Annotated in this window: 17 protein-coding genes, 1 tRNA gene and 1 pseudogene; 6 read left to right on the forward strand and 13 right to left on the reverse strand. The window is 52.0% G+C overall.

All coding sequences use genetic code 11. From position 1 onward, the window contains the following. The first annotated feature begins 36 nt into the window (after positions 1-36). Complete coding sequence (locus FD737_RS15330) at positions 37-1,806, forward strand: GMC family oxidoreductase (protein ID WP_034826431.1); 1,770 nt, start codon at positions 37-39, stop codon at positions 1,804-1,806. Between the two features lie 4 nt (positions 1,807-1,810). Further along, entirely contained in the window at positions 1,811-3,067 is a 1,257-nt protein-coding gene (locus tag FD737_RS15335; protein ID WP_160833923.1) for a cytochrome c, read from the forward strand. A gap of 30 nt (positions 3,068-3,097) precedes the next feature. Here FD737_RS15335 and FD737_RS15340 read toward each other — a convergent pair whose 3' ends face one another. The 5 genes from FD737_RS15340 to FD737_RS15360 form a co-directional block, all read right to left on the reverse strand. After that, a complete protein-coding gene (locus FD737_RS15340) occupies positions 3,098-3,775 on the reverse strand; it encodes a MarC family NAAT transporter (RefSeq protein WP_034826427.1) in 678 nt (225 codons plus the stop codon). A gap of 82 nt (positions 3,776-3,857) precedes the next feature. Further along, positions 3,858-4,493, reverse strand: coding sequence for a hypothetical protein (locus FD737_RS15345; protein ID WP_034826425.1), 636 nt, complete (start codon positions 4,491-4,493; stop codon positions 3,858-3,860). A 95-nt stretch (positions 4,494-4,588) separates the two neighbouring features. Then, complete coding sequence (locus tag FD737_RS15350) at positions 4,589-5,068, reverse strand: carboxymuconolactone decarboxylase family protein (protein WP_034826422.1); 480 nt, start codon at positions 5,066-5,068, stop codon at positions 4,589-4,591. Between the two features lie 14 nt (positions 5,069-5,082). Then, complete coding sequence (locus tag FD737_RS15355) at positions 5,083-5,688, reverse strand: FMN-dependent NADH-azoreductase (RefSeq protein WP_160833924.1); 606 nt, start codon at positions 5,686-5,688, stop codon at positions 5,083-5,085. Beyond that, positions 5,685-6,125, reverse strand: a complete 441-nt coding sequence (locus FD737_RS15360; protein ID WP_160833925.1) for a GNAT family N-acetyltransferase — start codon at positions 6,123-6,125, stop codon at positions 5,685-5,687. Before FD737_RS15360 ends, FD737_RS15355 begins: the two co-directional genes overlap by 4 nt. Positions 6,126-6,294: 169 nt before the next feature. Between FD737_RS15360 and FD737_RS15365 the strand changes: the two genes are divergently transcribed. After that, positions 6,295-7,671 carry a PLP-dependent aminotransferase family protein gene (locus FD737_RS15365; RefSeq protein WP_160833926.1) on the forward strand — a complete coding sequence of 459 codons (1,377 nt, stop codon included), beginning with the start codon at positions 6,295-6,297 and terminating at the stop codon, positions 7,669-7,671. Between the two features lie 204 nt (positions 7,672-7,875). On the opposite strand, the gene FD737_RS15370 is transcribed toward FD737_RS15365, so the two are convergent. Continuing rightward, positions 7,876-8,388 (reverse strand): DUF2501 domain-containing protein, encoded by a 513-nt coding sequence (locus FD737_RS15370; RefSeq protein ID WP_160833927.1) that lies wholly within the window; start codon positions 8,386-8,388, stop codon positions 7,876-7,878. Positions 8,389-8,654: 266 nt separating this feature from the next. On the opposite strand from FD737_RS15370, the gene FD737_RS15375 reads away from it, so the two are divergent. Then, positions 8,655-8,739 (forward strand) — tRNA-Leu (locus tag FD737_RS15375). Between the two features lie 182 nt (positions 8,740-8,921). Next, positions 8,922-9,976, forward strand: a pseudogene (locus FD737_RS15380) (IS3 family transposase); the annotation flags it as partial. A gap of 172 nt (positions 9,977-10,148) precedes the next feature. Here the strand turns inward: FD737_RS15380 and FD737_RS15385 are convergent. Together FD737_RS15385 and FD737_RS15390 are read right to left on the reverse strand one after the other, a co-directional pair. Then, positions 10,149-11,870, reverse strand: coding sequence for an ATP-binding protein (locus tag FD737_RS15385; RefSeq protein ID WP_160833928.1), 1,722 nt, complete (start codon positions 11,868-11,870; stop codon positions 10,149-10,151). Position 11,871: 1 nt separating this feature from the next. Next, positions 11,872-13,158, reverse strand: a complete 1,287-nt coding sequence (locus FD737_RS15390; RefSeq protein ID WP_160833929.1) for an SIR2 family protein — start codon at positions 13,156-13,158, stop codon at positions 11,872-11,874. A 265-nt stretch (positions 13,159-13,423) separates the two neighbouring features. Between FD737_RS15390 and FD737_RS15395 the strand changes: the two genes are divergently transcribed. Next, the gene (locus tag FD737_RS15395) at positions 13,424-13,720 is read left to right on the forward strand and encodes a hypothetical protein (protein ID WP_202404569.1); all 297 of its coding nucleotides are present in this window, start codon (positions 13,424-13,426) and stop codon (positions 13,718-13,720) included. 304 nt (positions 13,721-14,024) lie between these two features. Here FD737_RS15395 and FD737_RS15400 read toward each other — a convergent pair whose 3' ends face one another. The 5 genes from FD737_RS15400 to cheY form a co-directional block, all read right to left on the reverse strand. Further along, complete coding sequence (locus FD737_RS15400) at positions 14,025-14,432, reverse strand: flagellar protein FlhE (protein WP_160833930.1); 408 nt, start codon at positions 14,430-14,432, stop codon at positions 14,025-14,027. A 64-nt stretch (positions 14,433-14,496) separates the two neighbouring features. Continuing rightward, positions 14,497-16,584 carry a flagellar biosynthesis protein FlhA gene (flhA, locus tag FD737_RS15405; protein WP_160833931.1) on the reverse strand — a complete coding sequence of 696 codons (2,088 nt, stop codon included), beginning with the start codon at positions 16,582-16,584 and terminating at the stop codon, positions 14,497-14,499. Next, the gene (flhB, locus tag FD737_RS15410; protein ID WP_097118234.1) at positions 16,577-17,728 is read right to left on the reverse strand and encodes a flagellar biosynthesis protein FlhB; all 1,152 of its coding nucleotides are present in this window, start codon (positions 17,726-17,728) and stop codon (positions 16,577-16,579) included. The genes flhA and flhB overlap by 8 nt, the downstream gene beginning before the upstream one ends. Positions 17,729-17,734: 6 nt before the next feature. Then, positions 17,735-18,373 (reverse strand): protein phosphatase CheZ, encoded by a 639-nt coding sequence (gene cheZ / locus FD737_RS15415; RefSeq protein WP_034826394.1) that lies wholly within the window; start codon positions 18,371-18,373, stop codon positions 17,735-17,737. A 5-nt stretch (positions 18,374-18,378) separates the two neighbouring features. Continuing rightward, positions 18,379-18,765, reverse strand: a complete 387-nt coding sequence (gene cheY / locus FD737_RS15420; RefSeq protein ID WP_034826392.1) for a chemotaxis response regulator CheY — start codon at positions 18,763-18,765, stop codon at positions 18,379-18,381. Positions 18,766-18,793 lie beyond the last annotated feature (28 nt).

Genomic DNA, 18,793 nt, shown 5'->3' on the forward strand with positions numbered 1-18,793 from the left:
GACACCCCCGTATTTGGTATGTGAGACAGGATTAACATGGCACAGATTACAAAGAAAGAAGTCGACGTCGTCGTTTGCGGCCTCGGCTGGGCCGGCTCGTTGATGAGTATCGAACTGGCATTGGCCGGGCTGGAAGTGCGCGCGTTAGAGCGCGGCGGCGAGCGTGACTACCCGGATTTTGCTTACCCGAAACCGGCTGATGAATACGCCTATAACGTGCGCAACAAAGTGTTCGCTACGCCGAAAGAAGTGGCGGTCACCGTGCGTTACAACATGAGCCAGACCGCACTGCCAACCCGTAAATGGGGCGCTTTCGCACCGGGTACCGGTGTCGGCGGCGCAGGTATGCACTGGACGGCGGTACTGATTCGTCCAACCCCAACTGATATCAAACTGAAAACTTACGTCGATCAGGCCTACAAGCCGGGCGTGCTGCAGGATGATATGCGCGTGATGGATTTCCCCTTCACGTGGGAAGAGATCGAGCCGTATTACTACAAGTTTGAGCTGATTTGCGGTCAGTCGGGTAACACCGGCAACCTGCGCGGTCAGATTCTGGAAGGCGGCGATCCGTTCGAAGGCCCACGTTCTGAACCCTATCCGCTGCCAGCGCTGGAAGACACGCTGAACAACGTGATGTTCAAAGAAGCGGCCACCAAGCTGGGTTATCACCCGTTCCCGAACCCATCTGCGTGCGTATCTCGCGCGTGGAAAAACCCGTACGGCAACCAGATCGCGCCTTGTAACTATTGCGGTTACTGCTCGAAATATCCGTGCCTGAACTACTCCAAAGCCTCACCGCAAACTGCTGTGATGGATGCACTGAAGCGTCTGCCGAACTTCTCTTACGAAGTGCATGCGGAAGTGTACAAAGTGGTGCTGCACGATGATGGTAAAACCGCGAAGGGCGTTCTCTACTTCGATGCAGACGGCAACGAAGTGTTCCAGCCAGCCAAAATCGTCGTGCTGTCCAGCTTCCAGCTGTACAACGTGCGTCTGATGCTGCTGTCCGGTATCGGCAAGCCGTACAACCCGATCACCGAAGAGGGTGTGGTAGGCCGTAACTACGCATTCCTGTCGAACGGCGGCGCAACTCTGTTCTTCAAAGACAAAAACTTCAACTCCTACGCCACCGCCGGAGCCACCGGTCAGATGTTCAACGACATCTCACCAGGCAACTTCGATGGCCCAGGCCTCGGCTTCCTCGGCGGCGCGAAGATCCACAGCTCGCAAGCCACCGGTACGCCAATGGCCGCTGCACTGCCAAAAGGTACGCCAGCCTGGGGCATGGGTTACAAAGAGGGTCTGGAAGAGTGGTACAACCATTCTATGAAGATCAGCATCACGACAACTTGCCAGTCGTATCGCGATATCTATCTGGATCTTGATCCGCACTACACCGACCATCGCGGTCAGCCGCTGCTGCGTATGACGTTCAACTGGAAAGAGAACGAACTTAAGCTGCAACAGCATCTGAAAGGCATCGTTGGCGATATCGCCAAAGAACTGAACCCAGACAGCATGAGCATGAGCTTCCTGCCGATGGGCGCGGACTTTGACCTTACCAAATACGTCTCCACGCACAACGTGGGCGGCGCGGTGATGGGCGATAACCCAAGAACTTCTGCGCTGAACAAGTACCTGCAGAGCTGGGATGTGCATAACGTGTTTGTACCGGGCGGTAACGCCTTCCCGCAAAACTTCCAGGCGAACCCGACCGATACCATCGGTGCGATTACCCTGATGGCGGCGCAGGCGATCAAAGAACACTATCTGAAAAACCCAGGTCCATTGGTACAGGCATAAGCACATGAAATTAAAATCATTGTTAATCGCTAACGCCGTGCTGCTGGGAAGCTTTGCGGTACAGGCTCATGCGGAAGATGAAGCCGCGCTGCTCAAGCAGGGTGAATATCTGTCTCGTCTTGGCGACTGTATGGCGTGCCATACCGTCTCGGGCAAAGCGGATTATGCGGGTGGTCTGGCGATTGAGTCGAATCTCGGCACCATCTTCTCCACCAACATCACGCCGGACAAAGAGCACGGTATCGGCAACTACAGCGAGCAGCAGTTCTCTGATGCGGTGCGCAAAGGCGTGCTGCCGGATGGTTCACGCCTTTACCCGGCCATGCCATACCCGGATTACGCCAAAATCAGTGATGAAGACATGCACGCGCTGTATGTCTACTTCATGAAAGGCGTGAAGCCGAGCAGCGAGCAGCCGGAAGAGACCAAACTGAGCTTCCCGTTCAGCCAGCGCTGGGGCATGCGCTTCTGGAACTGGGCATTCACTTCTGACAAGCCGTTCCAGCCGATTGGCGGCGCATCTGAAGAAGTGAATCGCGGTGCTTACATCGTGGAAAGCCTCGGTCACTGTGGTTCGTGCCATACGCCACGCGGCCTCGGTATGAACGAGAAAGCGCTGGACAGCGGTGACGACAAGTTCCTCGCCGGTGGTAGCCTGAACAACTGGGATGTGCCGTCGCTGCGTGGCTTACCGCGCTGGAGTGAGCAGGAGATCGTCGATTACCTGCAAACCGGTCGTAACGATAAAGCGGCGGTAGGCGGTGAGATGAAGTCAGTGATTGAGCACTCCAGCTCGCATATGACCGATGCCGACCTGAAAGCGATTGCGTCGTACCTGAAATTCATCGGTGGCAACCCGCCGCTGCAGGCGTACAACGTGCAGAAGCAGCAGGCAACGGAAGCGAAACTGACCGCAGCGAAAAATCTGTCGGAAGGTGAGCGTCTGTATATCGATAACTGCGGTGCCTGTCACTTTGTGACCGGCAAAGGCGCGCCAGGGATCTTCCCGGAGCTGGATCAGGCCACCATTGTGAATGCCAACGATCCTACCGGCTTGATCCACACCATTCTTGCCGGTGCACAGCAGCCATCGACCGAGAAGGCGCCGTCCACGCTGGCGATGCCGGGCTTTGGTAAGCGTTTGACGGATGATGAAGTGGCGCAGCTGGCGACCTTTATCCGTCAGGGCTGGAGTAACAATGCCCCAGCCGTGACCAAAGATCAGGTTGCGGATGTGCGCAAGACGTTGAAAGCAGAGTAAATCGGGTGCGGCCTTCGGGCCGCACTCTCTTCAATGGAAAGTCCGTACCACTTCTAACACGCCGTTAATCAAAAACTGCACGCCCATACACACCAGCAAGAAGCCCATCAACCGCGAAATTGCCTCAATCCCGCCTTTACCGACCAGCTTCATAATGGCGCCCGAACTGCGCAGCGAAATCCACAAAATCACAGCGACCGACAAGAAGGTCAGCACCGGCGCCACGTTCACCACCCAGTTAGGAAAATCGACACCCGCTTTTACGGTGGAAGCCGAACTGATGATCATCGCAATAGTGCCCGGGCCTGCCGTACTGGGCATCGCCAGCGGCACGAAGGCGATATTTACCGATTCACGATTCGCATCGGTGGCGTCGATTTCATCCTGTTTATGCCGGGCTTCAACGGAGTGGCCGACGGGTTTCGCCGGAAACAGCATGCGAAAACCGATAAAGGCGACGATCAATCCTCCTGCCATACGCAGACCAGGGATCGAGATGCCGAAGGTGTGCAGCACCGCATTCCCGGCGTACCACGCCACCATCATAATCAGGAACACGTAAATCGAAGCCTGCATGGCCTGGCGATTGCGTTCCTGGAAATTCATGTCTCCCGCAAGACCGAGAAACAGCGCCACCGTGGTCAGCGGGTTGGCCAGCGGCAACAGCACCACCAATCCCAGCCCGATGGCTTTAAACAGTTCCAGCATGGTTTTCCCCGAGTTTCAATGACACCGCGACACACCTTAGAGGCGCGTCGCGGCACAATTTAGCGCGCGTATGCAAAATGCATCAATGTTTTGGCGTTTCTAACGCTTCCAGCAACTCCGGGAAGAAATCTTCCAGCAGTTCGGGCGTCATTAGCTCAGGGTAGCTTATCAGGTGTTCGCGAATGCGTTCATTGACGTCGGGCAGCAAACGTTCTGCGGCTTGGTTGGCGGTGATTTTCTTCTGCTTCATCAAACGCAGTACGTCATCCGGCAGGTTGTCTTCATCTTCGACTTCATCCACGCCTTCCAGATCGTCCAGCTCATCCAGCATATCCATCAAGGCTTCGATCTGCGGAGTGCGGGACTGATATTCAGACGGGTTTTCGTTTTCCAGATAGCGCAGCAGGGCACGGACAGGCGAACCATCGGGTTCTGCGGGAGGCTCGCTGGCAAACCAGTTCAGGAGATCGTGCTGCGTCACCTGATGGACGTGATAGCCGTTATCGACCAGCTCATCGGCGAGGATGTCGGCAGTATCGTGCTCAATCAGGCAAATGTGGGTGCGATTAGGCGTGAACTGCTCCAGCCACTGGTAGATCTCTTCAATGACGCTGTCATCGTAGCTGAAGTGGTGGCTGAGATAGCTGTCATCCTGCTGATGAACGCTGATGTGAATCAGGTCGGGATCGAAGTAAATCGCAATATTGATGCCTTTCATGCGCGCTGTCCTGTGTGGTGCAAAATCTCACTATAGCGTCAGGCAGCGCAGATGAACATGACAACGCCAGCAGCACGCGCTACTGGCGGTAAAAATTAACGCAAATCAGCACGATCCAGCCCGTAAGCACTGTCCAGAGCACCCGGTGCCATCTGTGACAAAATCATCAGGCGGTTCCAGGTATTGATGGCAGCAATCTTAAAGGTCAGCTCACTGATTTCGCCTTCAGAGAAGTGTTCACGCACTTCACCGTACAGCGCTTCATCCACGCCGTGTTCACCAATGCGGGTCAGCGCTTCGGTCAGGGCAAAAGCGACTTTCTCGCGAGCGCTGAACAGTGGAGATTCACGCCAGATAGAAACGTGATGCAGACGCAGTTCACGCTCGCCATCAATTTTCGCCTGCTTCACATGCATATCGAGGCAAAAGGCACAGTGATTCAACTGCGAAGCACGGATATCAATCAAGTGTTTCAGTGACTTCTCCAGCGCGGTATTCGCTACGGTGTTAGAGAAATCAGACATGGATTTGGCCAGTGCTGGCGCGGTTTTAAAATGGTTAACGCGTGAAGTCATGATGTTTTCCTCATTCAAAATAAGCGGTCAATGGCTTGCAGAGCCTGGGGTAATGCGGTGTCGCGGCTGACGGGATCGTGCGTACCGTCCACGCGGATAAACTCCACATCGGTGATGCCGATGTATTCGAGTGCCACGCGGATGTAAGGCGTGAACTGGTCATCCTGCACAAACGGGCCGTGGGCAAACACGCTGCCGCTGGCGACCACGCTGTATACCTTCTTGCCGCTCACCAGACCGACTTTGGTGCCTTCCGGCGTAAAGGCGAAGGTGCGCCCGGCGCGGGTGATATGGTCGAACCAGGCTTTCAGCACCGACGGCAAACCGAGGTTCCACATCGGCGACGAGATAACCAGGGTGTCGCAGGCGAACAGCTGATCCACCATTTTTTCGGAAGTCTGAATGGCAGCACGCTGTGCATCGTTACGATCCTCCGGGCGGGTAAAGAACGCGCCAATGGTGAAGGCATCCAGGTGTGGCAACGGGTGCTGCGCCAGATCCAGTACTGTCTCTTCGAGATCGCTATGCTGGGCGCGAAGCTTCTCCACCAAACGCGCCGAGGCGTTACGTGAGGCCGAACCGGCCAGATCCGGGCTGACCTGAATATGCAGCAGTTTCATGAATTTTCTCCCTCAGCGAGATCGCGATAAAAGTGCAGTCCCAACGCGTGGTAACCGACACGTTGATAAAATTGTTGTGCCCGTTGATTGCTCAGCGCGGTGTCGAGCACGATGCGGCCACAGCCTTGTTCCCGTGCTTGCTGCGCCAGACCGTGCAGTAGCGCGGCTCCCAAACCCTGGCTGCGAGTGCTGGTGCAGGTCACCAAATCATCGATGTAGCAAAAACGGCCATGAATAAAGTTTTCCAGCAGTCGATAGCCTGCCAGCGCCACCGGTTTACTACCCTGTTCGATACCCGCCAGCCGATAGCCCTGTAATTGCTGACGCTGTGCCTGCGCCACAAACGCAACTTCATCCGTCAGTTTGAAACGCAGTTCGCGCATCAATGCATAGCAGCAGGCCAGCTCGGTGGGCGTTTGGTAATGAACAATCTTCATAGCAGCCTGCAAGCGGTTGTCGGGTTGATGGAAACATCTTAAACTTCTATGTCGAAGGAAAAAGGGTCAATATAGGAGAAAACAGGTAGGACATGGTTATGCTGCTGTGACGTGCGCTCATTCTTCAGGGGCGCATTCATGTGCACTTCATCGTGATGAAGGAAGACAGATGGGTTACAAAGAAATTTACGCTCGCTATCGCCAGCAGATCCTGGAAGGGCGCTTAAAGCCGGGCGATCGGGTGCCCGCGATCCGCGTGTTAGCCAGTGAGCTCCAGGTCGCGCGTAAAACCGTGGAGGCCGCCTATGAGATCCTCATTGGAGAGGGATACTTTGTCAGCCAGGGCGCGAAGGGCACACGTGTGAACCCTGCACTGAATCTCGGCGAAGCCGCCGTGGTCACCACGGCGCCATCTTCCAAACCGCTCGAACATCCGGTGATTGAAAGCAAAGGCGAGCTGCGGCTGGGTATTCCGGCACTGGATGAGTTCCCGCACAAGAAGTGGCTGCTGATCTCCGGAAAGGCGGCGCGAACGTTGCGGCCCGATGAAATGATCATGCCCGCCATCATGGGCTACCAGCCATTGCGTGAGGCGATTGCCAGCTATCTCAATATTTCGCGCGGGCTCAACTGCCAGCCGGAGCAGATTTTTATCACCACTGGTTATCGCGCCAACCTGCGCCTCATCCTGGCCGTGCTGGCCCATCCTCACGACAAAGTGCTGTTTGAAGACCCGGGCTACTTTTTTGGGCAGAAACTGTTAAAGCGCATCGCACCGAATCTGCACTATGTACCGGTGGATCGTGAAGGTCTCGACGTGGATTTCCTGCAGCGTTATCACTCAGACGCACGCTTCGCGGTCGTCACGCCAACCCATCAGAGCCCGCTTGCGGTGACGTTATCATTACCCCGCAAGCATCAATTGCTGGAGTGGGCGCAGCAGAATAGCAGCTGGATCATTGAGGATGATTACGATGGCGAGTTTCACTACACGCGCAAAGTGATCCCGGCGCTAAAAAGCCTGGATGTGCACGATCGGGTGATCTATACCGGCACTTTCAGCAAAACCATGATGCCCGCGATGCGCGTGGGTTATCTGGTGATGCCGCAGCAGACCATTGAACGCTTCCGCGAGCTGGGTGAAATCCTCGAAACCGGTTTGCCGTTGCTACCGCAGAAAATCCTCGCGCAATTCCTCAGTGATGGACACTTCTATCGCCATATCAAGAAGATGCGGATTCTCTACCAGCAGCGCCGCCGCATGATGCTGGATGCGCTACAGCACTGTTTCCCGCAGCTGTTTGACTTTGAACTCACTGATGGTGGCATGCATATCGTGGCCTTCCTGCGGCGAGGTATTCAGGATGTGGCACTGGCGGAGATTTGGCAGCGTCATCAGCTGCGGGTGTTACCGCTTTCTGGCTGGTATACACAAACCCAAAAACGCTACGGGCTGGTGATCGGTTACACCAATATTCGATCGTTTGAGCAGGCGGTGGATGTGCTGGGCAGGGTGGTAGAAGAAACTAACGGGTTGATGAGCTGATGGATTAATGGCCCTAGCGGCGCAATTTATTGCGCTCCCCATCAATAGTAAATAAGACGCGAGGGACAGCTCGCGTCTTTTCAACAGACACAACACCTAAAATCCTTCAGATGGCAGAGCGGCGACTTTTGAGAGACACCCGATGTGCTTGTATGCGAGGGAAAAAAGCCGACAGCGCACCTGCAATATGAAAGAAGATGGGAATTACATGCCGATATATTTCTTACCTTGTTTCAGCACCACGTCACAGGCCTTGGTCTTCACTTTCTCACCCATTGGCGAGTTGCTCAGACTCTGCAGATTCAGCTGCTGACCGTTGCCGGTGTTCAGCAACCCTTGCAGACCCTGCTGATAATCAGTTTTCTGCTCTTGCGCGGCAGGGCTGCTCAGGCCGAGCTTGCTCAGTACCTGATCCTTCACTGATGAAACATTGTTATCCACCACGTTGTGCTGCACGCAGTAGGACATCACGCCTGCGGCGTTGGTCATGCTGTTGGAGCTAACCGCTTTGTCACCACCATTCAGTAAACCGCTCAGCGAAGAGAGCGACAGACCGCCGTTCTGCGTGTTGCTGGTGGTAGAGCCGCTGTTTTGCTGAGATAACTGCGATGCCGCGCTGCTCAGCTGATCCTGCCAACTCGCCGCCGATGCACTGCCTGCTGTCAGTGCTGCCGCGATACCCAATCCCAAAATGATGCGTTGTGTTGCTTTGTTCATCTCAACCTCTTTGTTTTATACATCTGACGTTGTCAGTTTTGGTTAAGAGAGGCGTAAGCACGGAAAGTTCCGAAGTGGCGGGAGTTTGGGAATGTTCTGGAATCTGCACAGGAAAGCGCCGAAAGGGCACTTGTGCTGCCGTGTTTGCCCCTCGGAACCTGCGAAGTGCTGGTTTTTTCAACGCTTAGCGCAAAGCGCTGTCGATTAGTGTTGCGCACTCTGTTTGTAACGGTATAATCGCCAACGTTTTCCGCATCCTCTTCAGTGCCGAAGTGGCGAAATCGGTAGACGCAGTTGATTCAAAATCAACCGTAGAGATACATGTCGGTTCGAGTCCGACCTTCGGCACCATCGATTGATGCAAAATTAAGTCGCTTACGAGCGGCTTTTTTTGTGTCTGAAATTCACTAATACACACTCCCTCTAAACGAAAAAATCTTCAACTGTAATAGCCCCCGTTTAAAACGGACGCTTCACCAGTAAGACATAGTCATAGAGCTATGTTTAAAAAGTGTCCTGTGCAAAGAATCTAAGTGATCACTGGCGAGCAAAAGCGCCGTCGTTATACTCCCGAAGAGAAAGCCCGTTTCGTTGCGCTTTCAATGCAGCCCGGCTACACCGTCTCAGAGGTTATGCACTTCAGTAAAAAAAACAGCTTGAACAAATGCCGGGACGCAAAACGATGGAAGCTGAAATACTTCGGGACGCGCTTTAGATAGCCTAGGTAAAAAGTTGATATCGCGCATGTCATCGCTGTCACCGGACGATACCCCTCATCCGAATAGCCGAAGGGCTCTGCTTATCGCGTTCGAATCTTTATGAATGGCTGTTGAAGAAACGCCTGCACCGGTGAGCACGCTACAGCAAAGATGGTGACGCACGGCTGTTACCGCTTATCCGCCAGATATGCAGCGAGCAGGCGACAAAAGGCTATCGCCATGTGACTGCGCACCTCAATCTTGTGCTGAAGGAACAGAGCTGGCGGGTTAACCCCAAACGTATTTACCGGATAATGCAGGCGAATAACCTATTACTGGCAAAATCTGGCCATAAAAAGCCAGAGCGCTGACATACCGGCAATGTTGTGACACTTAAGCCGTATCCGCACTAATGTTCAGATAGCTTTGAAATCCGCTGCTGGTATCGGGAAGCCGAGCGGGTGGTGTTCAGCCTTGACAGCTGTGATTGGGAAGCCATCAGTTGGTCGGTACAGCAGGTGGAATAAACAGTGTTATGGTACAGGATCTGCTGATAGAGAGTGTGGAAAAGCGCTATGGAAATACGCTTTACCTGCCAGTTGCCATTGAGTGGCTGACAGATAAAGGCAGTTGCTACATCGCGGACTCAACAAGAACGTTCGCTGCATCACTCGGGTTCATCGTATGCACGTCGCCAGTACGCAGTCCGGGGAGCAATGGATGGCTGAATCGTTCGAGAAACATTTAGGCGTAACTACGTGTATTTGAATGACCTGCCGGATGGGGTGACCATAAGGGAAAAAATGACGGAATGGATGAAAGACTATAACAACTGGCATCCCCATAAAGGTCTGAAAATGCAGTCACTGAGAGATTACAGAAGTTCATTAATAGCTATAAATCAGCCGTGTCCGTTTTCGCGGGTGGCAACTCAAGAAAGTAGGTTAATGGTGCAGTTGTGGGCTGATTATTTAATGTCTAATTCCGAGGAACATATTACGCCATTCGGGTTGGCGAAATTGAATAGTTCAATAATAAACAGGGTCTAAAGACCCTGCTAAATTATTTTGTCCAAACTTTACGATAACCTGGAGAATCAGACTCGGGAGGATAAGTAGGTTGTGCTATTTGAATTGTCATTGGAATGGGAAAATCTACTCCTACAAGTGCAACCTCTCCTTGCTTTAAGCTTGGTAAAAATGAAGCAGCAGATTTATCTATTTCACCACATGCTCTCTCTACAACATCCCGATCTCTATCATTCGTTAATCTGTGTACTAATAAAGTGCCAATTTGGCTTAAAACACCTTCAGTTATATCTCTGGGTCTTTGAGTGGTTAAGCAAATATTGAGTCCATACTTTCTTCCTTCCTTTGCGATCATTTCAAATGCATCAAGCTTAACAGAATGGTCTTCTGAACCGACCCTTTTCCCTAGGAAATTATGAGCCTCATCGACTATTACTAATAGTGGTTTTTTTCTAAACTCTTCTAGCCTTGCCAGGGTTAGGAGTTTTCTCCCAATAACATTTGCTAATATTTCTCTTGCGAAAAATTCATAGCTCACATCACTCATACATAAACGAAGAACCCTTTTATTTGAGCTTAAAAAATCTTGCAGTATGTCGCCAAGTGTTGCTACGTCCTCACCGCCATGAAATACAGATTTTAATGAACTGGCATATGTCACTGCTTGTATTCTTGTCAACAAAGAGGAGCAATAGCTTAGGTCTTGAGTTGCAGCTGCGCCCCATGACTCATCTCCATTATCATAGCAACACTCTTGCACTATCTGAGGTATTAATTTAGTAACATCAAACGGTTGAGATGGATTGTCAACTAATTTTGAGTTGTCACCAGTATTCATTGAGCGACGATAATCAGTTTTAGGTTGCTTGATTTTTCTTAAAATTCCATTAGTAGCTATAGTCGAGTCAATAGATACTAATCTGAGGCTTTTAATCGCTTCTTTCAATTTCGGCCCTTGGACTTTTCCAGAAGGGTCAAACATGGCAATAAAATCCGACTCCATAAAGTCTGTTGGAGGGATTCTAAATTCTAGCGAGCCGTTAGCTTTATTAATTGGAAAACCTAAATGATAATGGGAACAATATTCTGAGTTAAATGATCTATACTCACTTGTCGCATCAAGAATTATAGTCTTTGAGTTATTGTGGGTCGCGCATTCTTCTAAAATTTTCGCGGTTGTCCAACTTTTACCACCGCCTGTAGCTCCTAGTATTGCACAGTGCCGACCAAAAAGTTTGTCTGGTTCAACGGTGACAATACTTGTTGAGCCTCCAGAAATATTACCTAAAACAATTCCTATTCTGTTTTCACCACTATCATCTATGCTTCGGTTAATTAATTCTGGTATTAATGAAATAAAGTCTAATGGCGCAGAATATACTCTATCTCCTAACCGAGGGTAAGCTTTAATTCCAGAATCAACACGGAAGCTTGACGCATCAATCGTACCAAGAAGCTGTATTGTACCTATAGCATCAACTTTTTTATTGCCCTGTGATTCTCCTGAGACTTCACCACGCTCACGTTCTGGCAATCTGACCTCAATCAACCGGCCTAAAACTATAGCTTGTTGCCCTTCGATTAATAAGATCTCACCAACTTCCCCTTTTCCATAACGATCCCCTTCAATGTAGGTGCCACTTACTTCACCAGCATAGACAAGGTTGACTCTTACCATTTGTGCAAAAATTGATGAAATAACTCCAACTTTTAAAGAGTTTCTTAAAATTCCATTATGTGAAATTGATTTATACATTTTAATTATTAACTCCTACTTGTTTGATAGCTTTTGCTAACTGTTCCGCAGGTGTCAGGGCTCTAAGATTGGGGATTAAATTTACAAAATCTTTGAATGAGGCATTGAAAAAATGTATATCATAACCTGATATTGACAACTCTTTAAGTAATGACCAATATTTACTGGAGCCGTTCTTACCATTATTATTAATATGAGTGGCACATTTAAAATCTACCACAATTAATCTCATGCTTGGATTGGATTTTATTGCTGAGTAAATAGGTTCTGAAAGATGGTCATCATTAAAGCCAAACCCTGAAATGATAAGGCAATTATTCTTTTTACGAAGGAAATCTAGAAGTCTTGAAAGTAATTCAAGGTGAGGTTGAATGAATGCTTGTTGATATTTTCCTTTTGCAGGGTATATCAGGCAAGCATTCATTGCTGATGGGGCGTTATTTTCATATATTTGACCATCTTTCCGTACCCAGCTAACAGAGCCATGTAGTTTGAATAGATTAAACACTCCTTCAATGAATTCATGTTCATTCTCATCTCTGTGAACAACGTCATAGTTGAAGTATTTACCATCGAATCTTCTGATGCCAGTATATGAAAGTCCGTCTACAACCATCATTCCTAACTCTGAGGCAGCAGTCTCAAAAGTTAAGTCATAATTAGTTGTAAATACTTTTAATCGTGGATCTCTAACCCTTCTCCTGCCCATTTTCTGGAGTAAATTTACATAAGAAGAAATATCACTTGTTCCATCTTCCAAAAATGAACGGCATTTATTTAATATGACTGTTTTAACTTTGTTTAAAAAATCTAGAACTTCATTGTCTTCGTGAAATGCTAAGAATGCCTCGCAATTTGAGAGGAAGTGCTCAATGTTAGGATATTTAATATCTGTGTATTTGACTTTTTCGCATACGCTTAACGCAATTTTTGTAAGTTTTTTTTCCTCATTTTCAATTGAATTTTCCAACATGGAACATTCCCAAAGATCCCACATGCTTGGGCCACCGACATCACCGAGAGATGTACCACTTCCTGCGAAAAATGATAGATTTGGGAATTGTAAGGACCGAAGTAAATAATCATTTATATAAGTCTGATTTTCTTTTAAAACTTTTTTTTCTATGTCAGATAATGGTAGAGCTGGCAGGGCAGGTGCGTCCGCGGCCTGTATAACATTGTTTGCTTTAATGTCACGCCAATAAATATACGATTCTTCGCTTAGAGCCTTCCAATTGTTACTGCCGGGTTTTAAATATGAAATGTATCCATCCGGAGTAGTGGTCATAGTCTGAATCCCTTGAAGATATAGTGGCTTAGTGTTCATAAATCTACTACATAGGACTGGCTAATAAAACGCCATCCTAGATATTTGTTTATGCAGCCAATGTGTGCAACGCTATCCGCGCCTGCCCGCTTTATGCATCGTTTTTCATGCATGTGCATTATGCGGTCCAGTCCTTACCCGGCATGGCATGAGCGGGGAAAGCGGTGCATGTTTTTTCATGTAAATTCATGCACGCTATCTGGCCTCAAAACATATCAGGCACATATTGACCAACCTGCCTTCCATGCGTGTGTATCACACCGTGGCTGAAAAATTTTTCACACTAGATATGATGAATAGCGCGACTGGCCTTATAGAGCCTTACAAGATATGCATCGCCTTCTACAAAGAAAAACGGTTGTTACACATGCACATTCTCTCCGCTTTTTTTGCCCGCACCGGCCCCGGTTCGTCTGGCGAGTCAATCCCAAACAAATCATTAAGCATCTTTAAAATTGTGATGGATACGGCCAAAAGTCCACGAAGTAAAACGGAACCGAAAGAGGCAAGAAATAGATTTTAAAACTGAATTTTTCTGGACTGAGAAAGTAGCGATCCCCTTACGGGGGTCTCAGCTACCTTGAGGCAGGTCAGGACACTTTACCGTCATGGACGAACCTGTTGCCAGGAAGTGGGATGCGATTTTGTTGCCAAAATCCCTGTAACCATCCGAAGTTCAAACAATACCCGGCAAGCCTTAGATTTGCAATTGCAGGGCAGATACAACAGTGTTTTGACCTCACACTTATGGATAGAGAGACCATGAGAATCTCATCCCGCCTTCTCAGATGATTTAAATGATTTTACTCAGAGAGTTAGCATCGATTTCACCGCACCCAATACCCCACGGTCACCTGATTACTCAACACCGTTACCGCTGGCGCTATCGTGCCGCGCACCGCTGAAAAATACTCAAACCACAACGGTCCGCCAGCCGGGAAGCCATGCGGCAGGGCCATCTCTCCACGCAATCCCGGCAGCTTCACGCAGCGACCGCCACCGCAGACCTGTACCTGAAACCCCATGGGTACGGGCCCATCGACGGCGATGCGCCATGCCAGATGCCTGGCCATCGCGCCCGCAGGAGGTGGCACGACAGGCTGTACCGGACGGCTTTTAAACACTTGTTTACCCTGAGTGATCACGCCGCCAAAGCTCTGGCTGCTCCATGATCCTTCCGCAGCCAGCGCCAGCGGCGAGAATAACAGCAGCCCAAACCACATCCAGCATCGCATCAGATTTTACCTCCATTGATCCAGAACCGACGCGACTCCGATTTTTTGCAATTATCACATCGCATCAGCTTTTCCCCCCAACAAGCCACGTCATACGCACGTTGCGCTGGCTGCTGATCTCCTGGCTTGAGAGCACCGCCATCTGCGGGAACATGCGGCGCAGATAGCGCGACAGCATCAGGCGCAGCGCCGGATTCACCAGCAGCACCGGCGGCGCACCTAATCCTTCCTGATGCATCAGCGCCTGCTCTGTCTGTTTCATCAGGCTCTCGGCAATGCCCGGCTCGATGGCGCTGCCGCTTTGCGTCGCCTGCACCAGCAGCTGCTCCAGTGACACATCCAGCCCAATGACCTGAATGTCCTCCTCGCCGGGGAACCACTGCTGTGTAATGGCGCGCGCCAGACGTGCTCGCACGCGGGCAGTAAGTTCATCGGCATCGCTGCTGGCCGTGGCAAACTCCGCCAGCGTATCGATAATGGTGCGCATATCGCGGATCGGCACGCGCTCTGCCAACAGGTTCTGCAACACCTTGTGCAGCAAGGTCAGGCTGATGACCGCGGGGATCAGATCCTCTACCAGTTTCGGAGCATGTTTGCTGAGCTGGTCCAGCAACTGCTGCGCTTCCTGACGGCCAAATAGCTCTTCGGTATGGGTCGAGATCAGATGATTAAGATGGGTGGCGACCACGGAACTCGGGTCGACCACGGTATAGCCCAGCGTTTGCGCCAGTTCGCGCTGCACCTCGTCGATCCACAACGCGGGCAGGCCAAAGGTGGGCTCGATGCACGGCGTGCCGGGAATCTCACCTTCGGCGCAGCCGGGATCGATCGCCATCCAGCGGTCGGGCTGGATCTCGCCGTGGCCGATCTCAACGCCTTTGAGCAAAATGCGATAGCGAGTTGGCGGCAAATCAAGGTTGTCACGGATATGCACTGCAGGGGGTAAGAAGCCCATCTGCTGGGCGAATTTTTTGCGGATACCGCGCACGCGCGTCAGCAACTGGCCTTGCTGCTCATGATCGACCATCGGGATCAGGCGATAACCGACTTCCAGTCCAAGCTCATCTTCCAGCTGAACATCAGCCCAGCTCGCTTCGTTGACCTGCGCAGCCTCGCTCTCTGCCCGCGTCACGGGCGAAGCACCGGCTGCCGGTTGATGCAGGGCGCGGCCGCGCAGCCACCAGGCTAATCCGAGCAACAGGGCGGTAAACAGCAGGAAAACGATGTTCGGCATGCCGGGAATCAACCCGAGCAAGCCAATCACCACGGCGGCCAGCGTCAGCACGCGCGGAGAGGTAAACAGCTGGCCCACCATCTGCTCGCCCACATCCTGATCGTTGACCACGCGCGTCACCACCACGCCCGCTGCGGTGGAGATCACCAGCCCTGGAATCTGTGCCACCAGGCCATCGCCAATGGTCAACAGCGTATAAGTCTCACCCGCCACGCCCATGGTCATGTCATGCTGCATTATGCCGATGATCAGGCCACCGATGATGTTGATCGCCATGATCATCAGTCCGGCAATCGCATCGCCGCGCACAAATTTACTGGCACCGTCCATTGAGCCGTAAAAGTCCGCTTCCTGCGTCACCTCTTTGCGACGGCGCTTGGCTTCGTCTTCGCCGATCAAACCGGCGTTGAGATCGGCGTCGATCGCCATCTGTTTGCCGGGCATGCCATCCAGTGTGAAACGCGCGCCGACTTCAGCGATACGTCCGGCGCCTTTGGTAATCACCATAAAGTTAATAATAATCAATATGATAAAAACGATAATGCCAATGGCGAAATTGCCGCCCACCAGGAAATGACCAAAGGCTTCCACCACCTGGCCCGCCGCATCTGAGCCGGTGTGGCCTTGCATCAGAATCACGCGCGTCGAGGCGACATTCAGCGCCAGGCGCAGCAGGGTGGAGAACAGCAGCACGGTGGGAAACGCCGAGAACTCCAGCGTCTTCTGCGTAAACATCGCCACCAGCAGGATCATGATCGACAGTACGATATTGAAGGTAAACAGCAGATCCAGCACGAAGGTCGGCAGCGGCAGGATCATCATCGCGAGGATGGTCATGATCAACACCGGCCCGGCCAGCACCTGCCACTGTGTCTCTTTCAGCGTCGGCAAACGTAATTTTGTGGCGATATTAGCCATCACTCTCACTCTCTTGGGCAAAATCCAGTTTTTCCGGGACCGGCAAATTCATCGGGCGTGACGGTGGGTTGCCGTAGCCTTTGCGCCAGCGGCGCAGGCCGTAAACCCACGCCAGCACTTCCGCCACGGCGTTATACAGTTCGGTTGGCACGGGGGCGCCGGTCTCGCAATGGCGATACAAGGCGCGTGCCAGTGGTGGAGCATCCAGCATCGGGATGCGGTTCTCAGCGGCGAGTTCGCGGATGCGCAGGGCAATCAGGCCGCTGCCTTTCGCCACCACCACCGGCGCGCCCATGCTGCCTTCCTGATATTTGAGCGCCACCGAGTAGTGCGTTGGGTTATTCACCACCACATCGGCGTCAGGCACGGCAGCCATTTGTCGTTGCTGCGCCATCTGGCGCTGCAACTGGCGAATACGGCCTTTCAGCAGCGGATCGCCTTCCTGTTTTTTGAACTCATCTTTCACGTCCTGACGGCTCATACGCAGCTTTTTCCAGTTGCTCCACAGCTGATACACCACATCGAAAATCACCATCGGGATCAGCGACAGGATGATGATCAGCATGCACAGCATCAGTAACTGACTGATATCGTTAAGCGCCATGTTGAGGGGTTCAAACATCAACGCGACCAACTGGCTTTTATTCAGCATCAGGAACAGACCGCCGCCGGTCGCCGCCAGTAAGACTTTAAGGATCGCTTTCACCATCTCGGACAGCATCTGTGAAGAGAACAGACGTTTGAGGCCCGACAGCGGGTTGAGCTTTTTGGGATTGAACTTGATCGCCTTGCCGCTGAGGTTGAGGCCACCGATGATTGCCGGCGCCGTCAGCGCGGTGAGATACAACCCGCCGACCAGCGGCAACAGCGCCAGCATAGCGATCCCCAGTAAGGATGCGGCCTGATCCAGCATATGCTGCGGATCGCGCACCAGCAGGCGATCAAACGCCAGTCCGTTGTGCATCAACTGCTGCAGCTTTCGCGCCAGCTGACTGCCACCGATCGCCATCAATCCCCAACCCACCAGCAGCATGGCCAGCGTGGTCAGTTCGCGCGATCGCGGAACCTGTCCCTCTTCCCGTGACTTTTTAATGCGTTCGGGTGTGGGATCCTCGGTCTTCTCGTTGTCGCTCTCTTCAGCCATGACGCATCAGAAACCCAGCGAGTCCAGCAGATCGTCCACCTGCTCTTGTGAAGCGGCGATCCCCTGAGCGTGGGGATCGACTTGCGGCCCGTTCTTCAACTGCACTTCGCTCGGATCCTCAGGCGCATCACGATCGCCCATGTTCTCGACTAACACGCTGATCAGCTCGCGCTCCACGGTATCGATCACCTGCATCAGGCTGTTCAGCACCTGGCCGGTGAGATCCTGAAAATCCTGCGCCATCATGATCTCGGTGAGTTCGTCATTGGTCTGTTGGGTTAAATCAGGCACCCTTTGCAGATAAGCGCGGGTGTCGTGCACCAGCTCGCGCGCCTGATCCAGCGGTTGCGGATCGGCAAACCAGCGATCCCAGCGATCGCTCAGTGCGCTGGCGTCATCGCTCAAAGCCAGCTGTAGCGGGCGCGCGGCCTCGACGCTGGTCAGGGCGCGATCGGCCGCCTGCGAGGTTTTACTCACCACGTAACGCAGGCGGTCACGCGTATTGGGAAACGCATCGGCCACCTCAAAGATGGTCTGCTCCAGACCCAGATTAGCCATGCTGTTACGCAGCAGGCGTGTGAGATGCCCGATACGTATAAACAGATCTTTCGGGTTTTCACTCGGCATATCCGTGGGTGAGTTCATGCTGATTACCCCAGTTTTTCAAAGATTTTGCCGAGCTTCTCTTCCAGCGTGGCAGCCGTGAAGGGCTTGACGATATAGCCGTTCGCGCCCGCCTGTGCGGCGGCAATAATGTTCTCGCGCTTGGCTTCGGCCGTGACCATCAGCACCGGTAGTTTGGCCATGGCGGCATCGCTGCGAATGGCCTTCAATAGTTCCAGCCCGTCGAGATTGGGCATATTCCAGTCGCTGACCACGAAATCGAACGTGGCGGCACGCAGTTTATTCAGCGCATCCTGACCATCCTCCGCCTCTTCAATATTTTGATAGCCGAGGTCCTGCAGCAGGTTACGCACGATGCGTCGCATAGTGGCAAAGTCATCTACCACCAGAAAACGCAGGTTTTTATCTGACATCTCAATGTTCTCCTGAACCGGTTAATCC

This window comes from Pantoea sp. Seng (genome assembly GCF_009829935.1).
Lineage (GTDB): Bacteria > Pseudomonadota > Gammaproteobacteria > Enterobacterales > Enterobacteriaceae > Pantoea > Pantoea communis.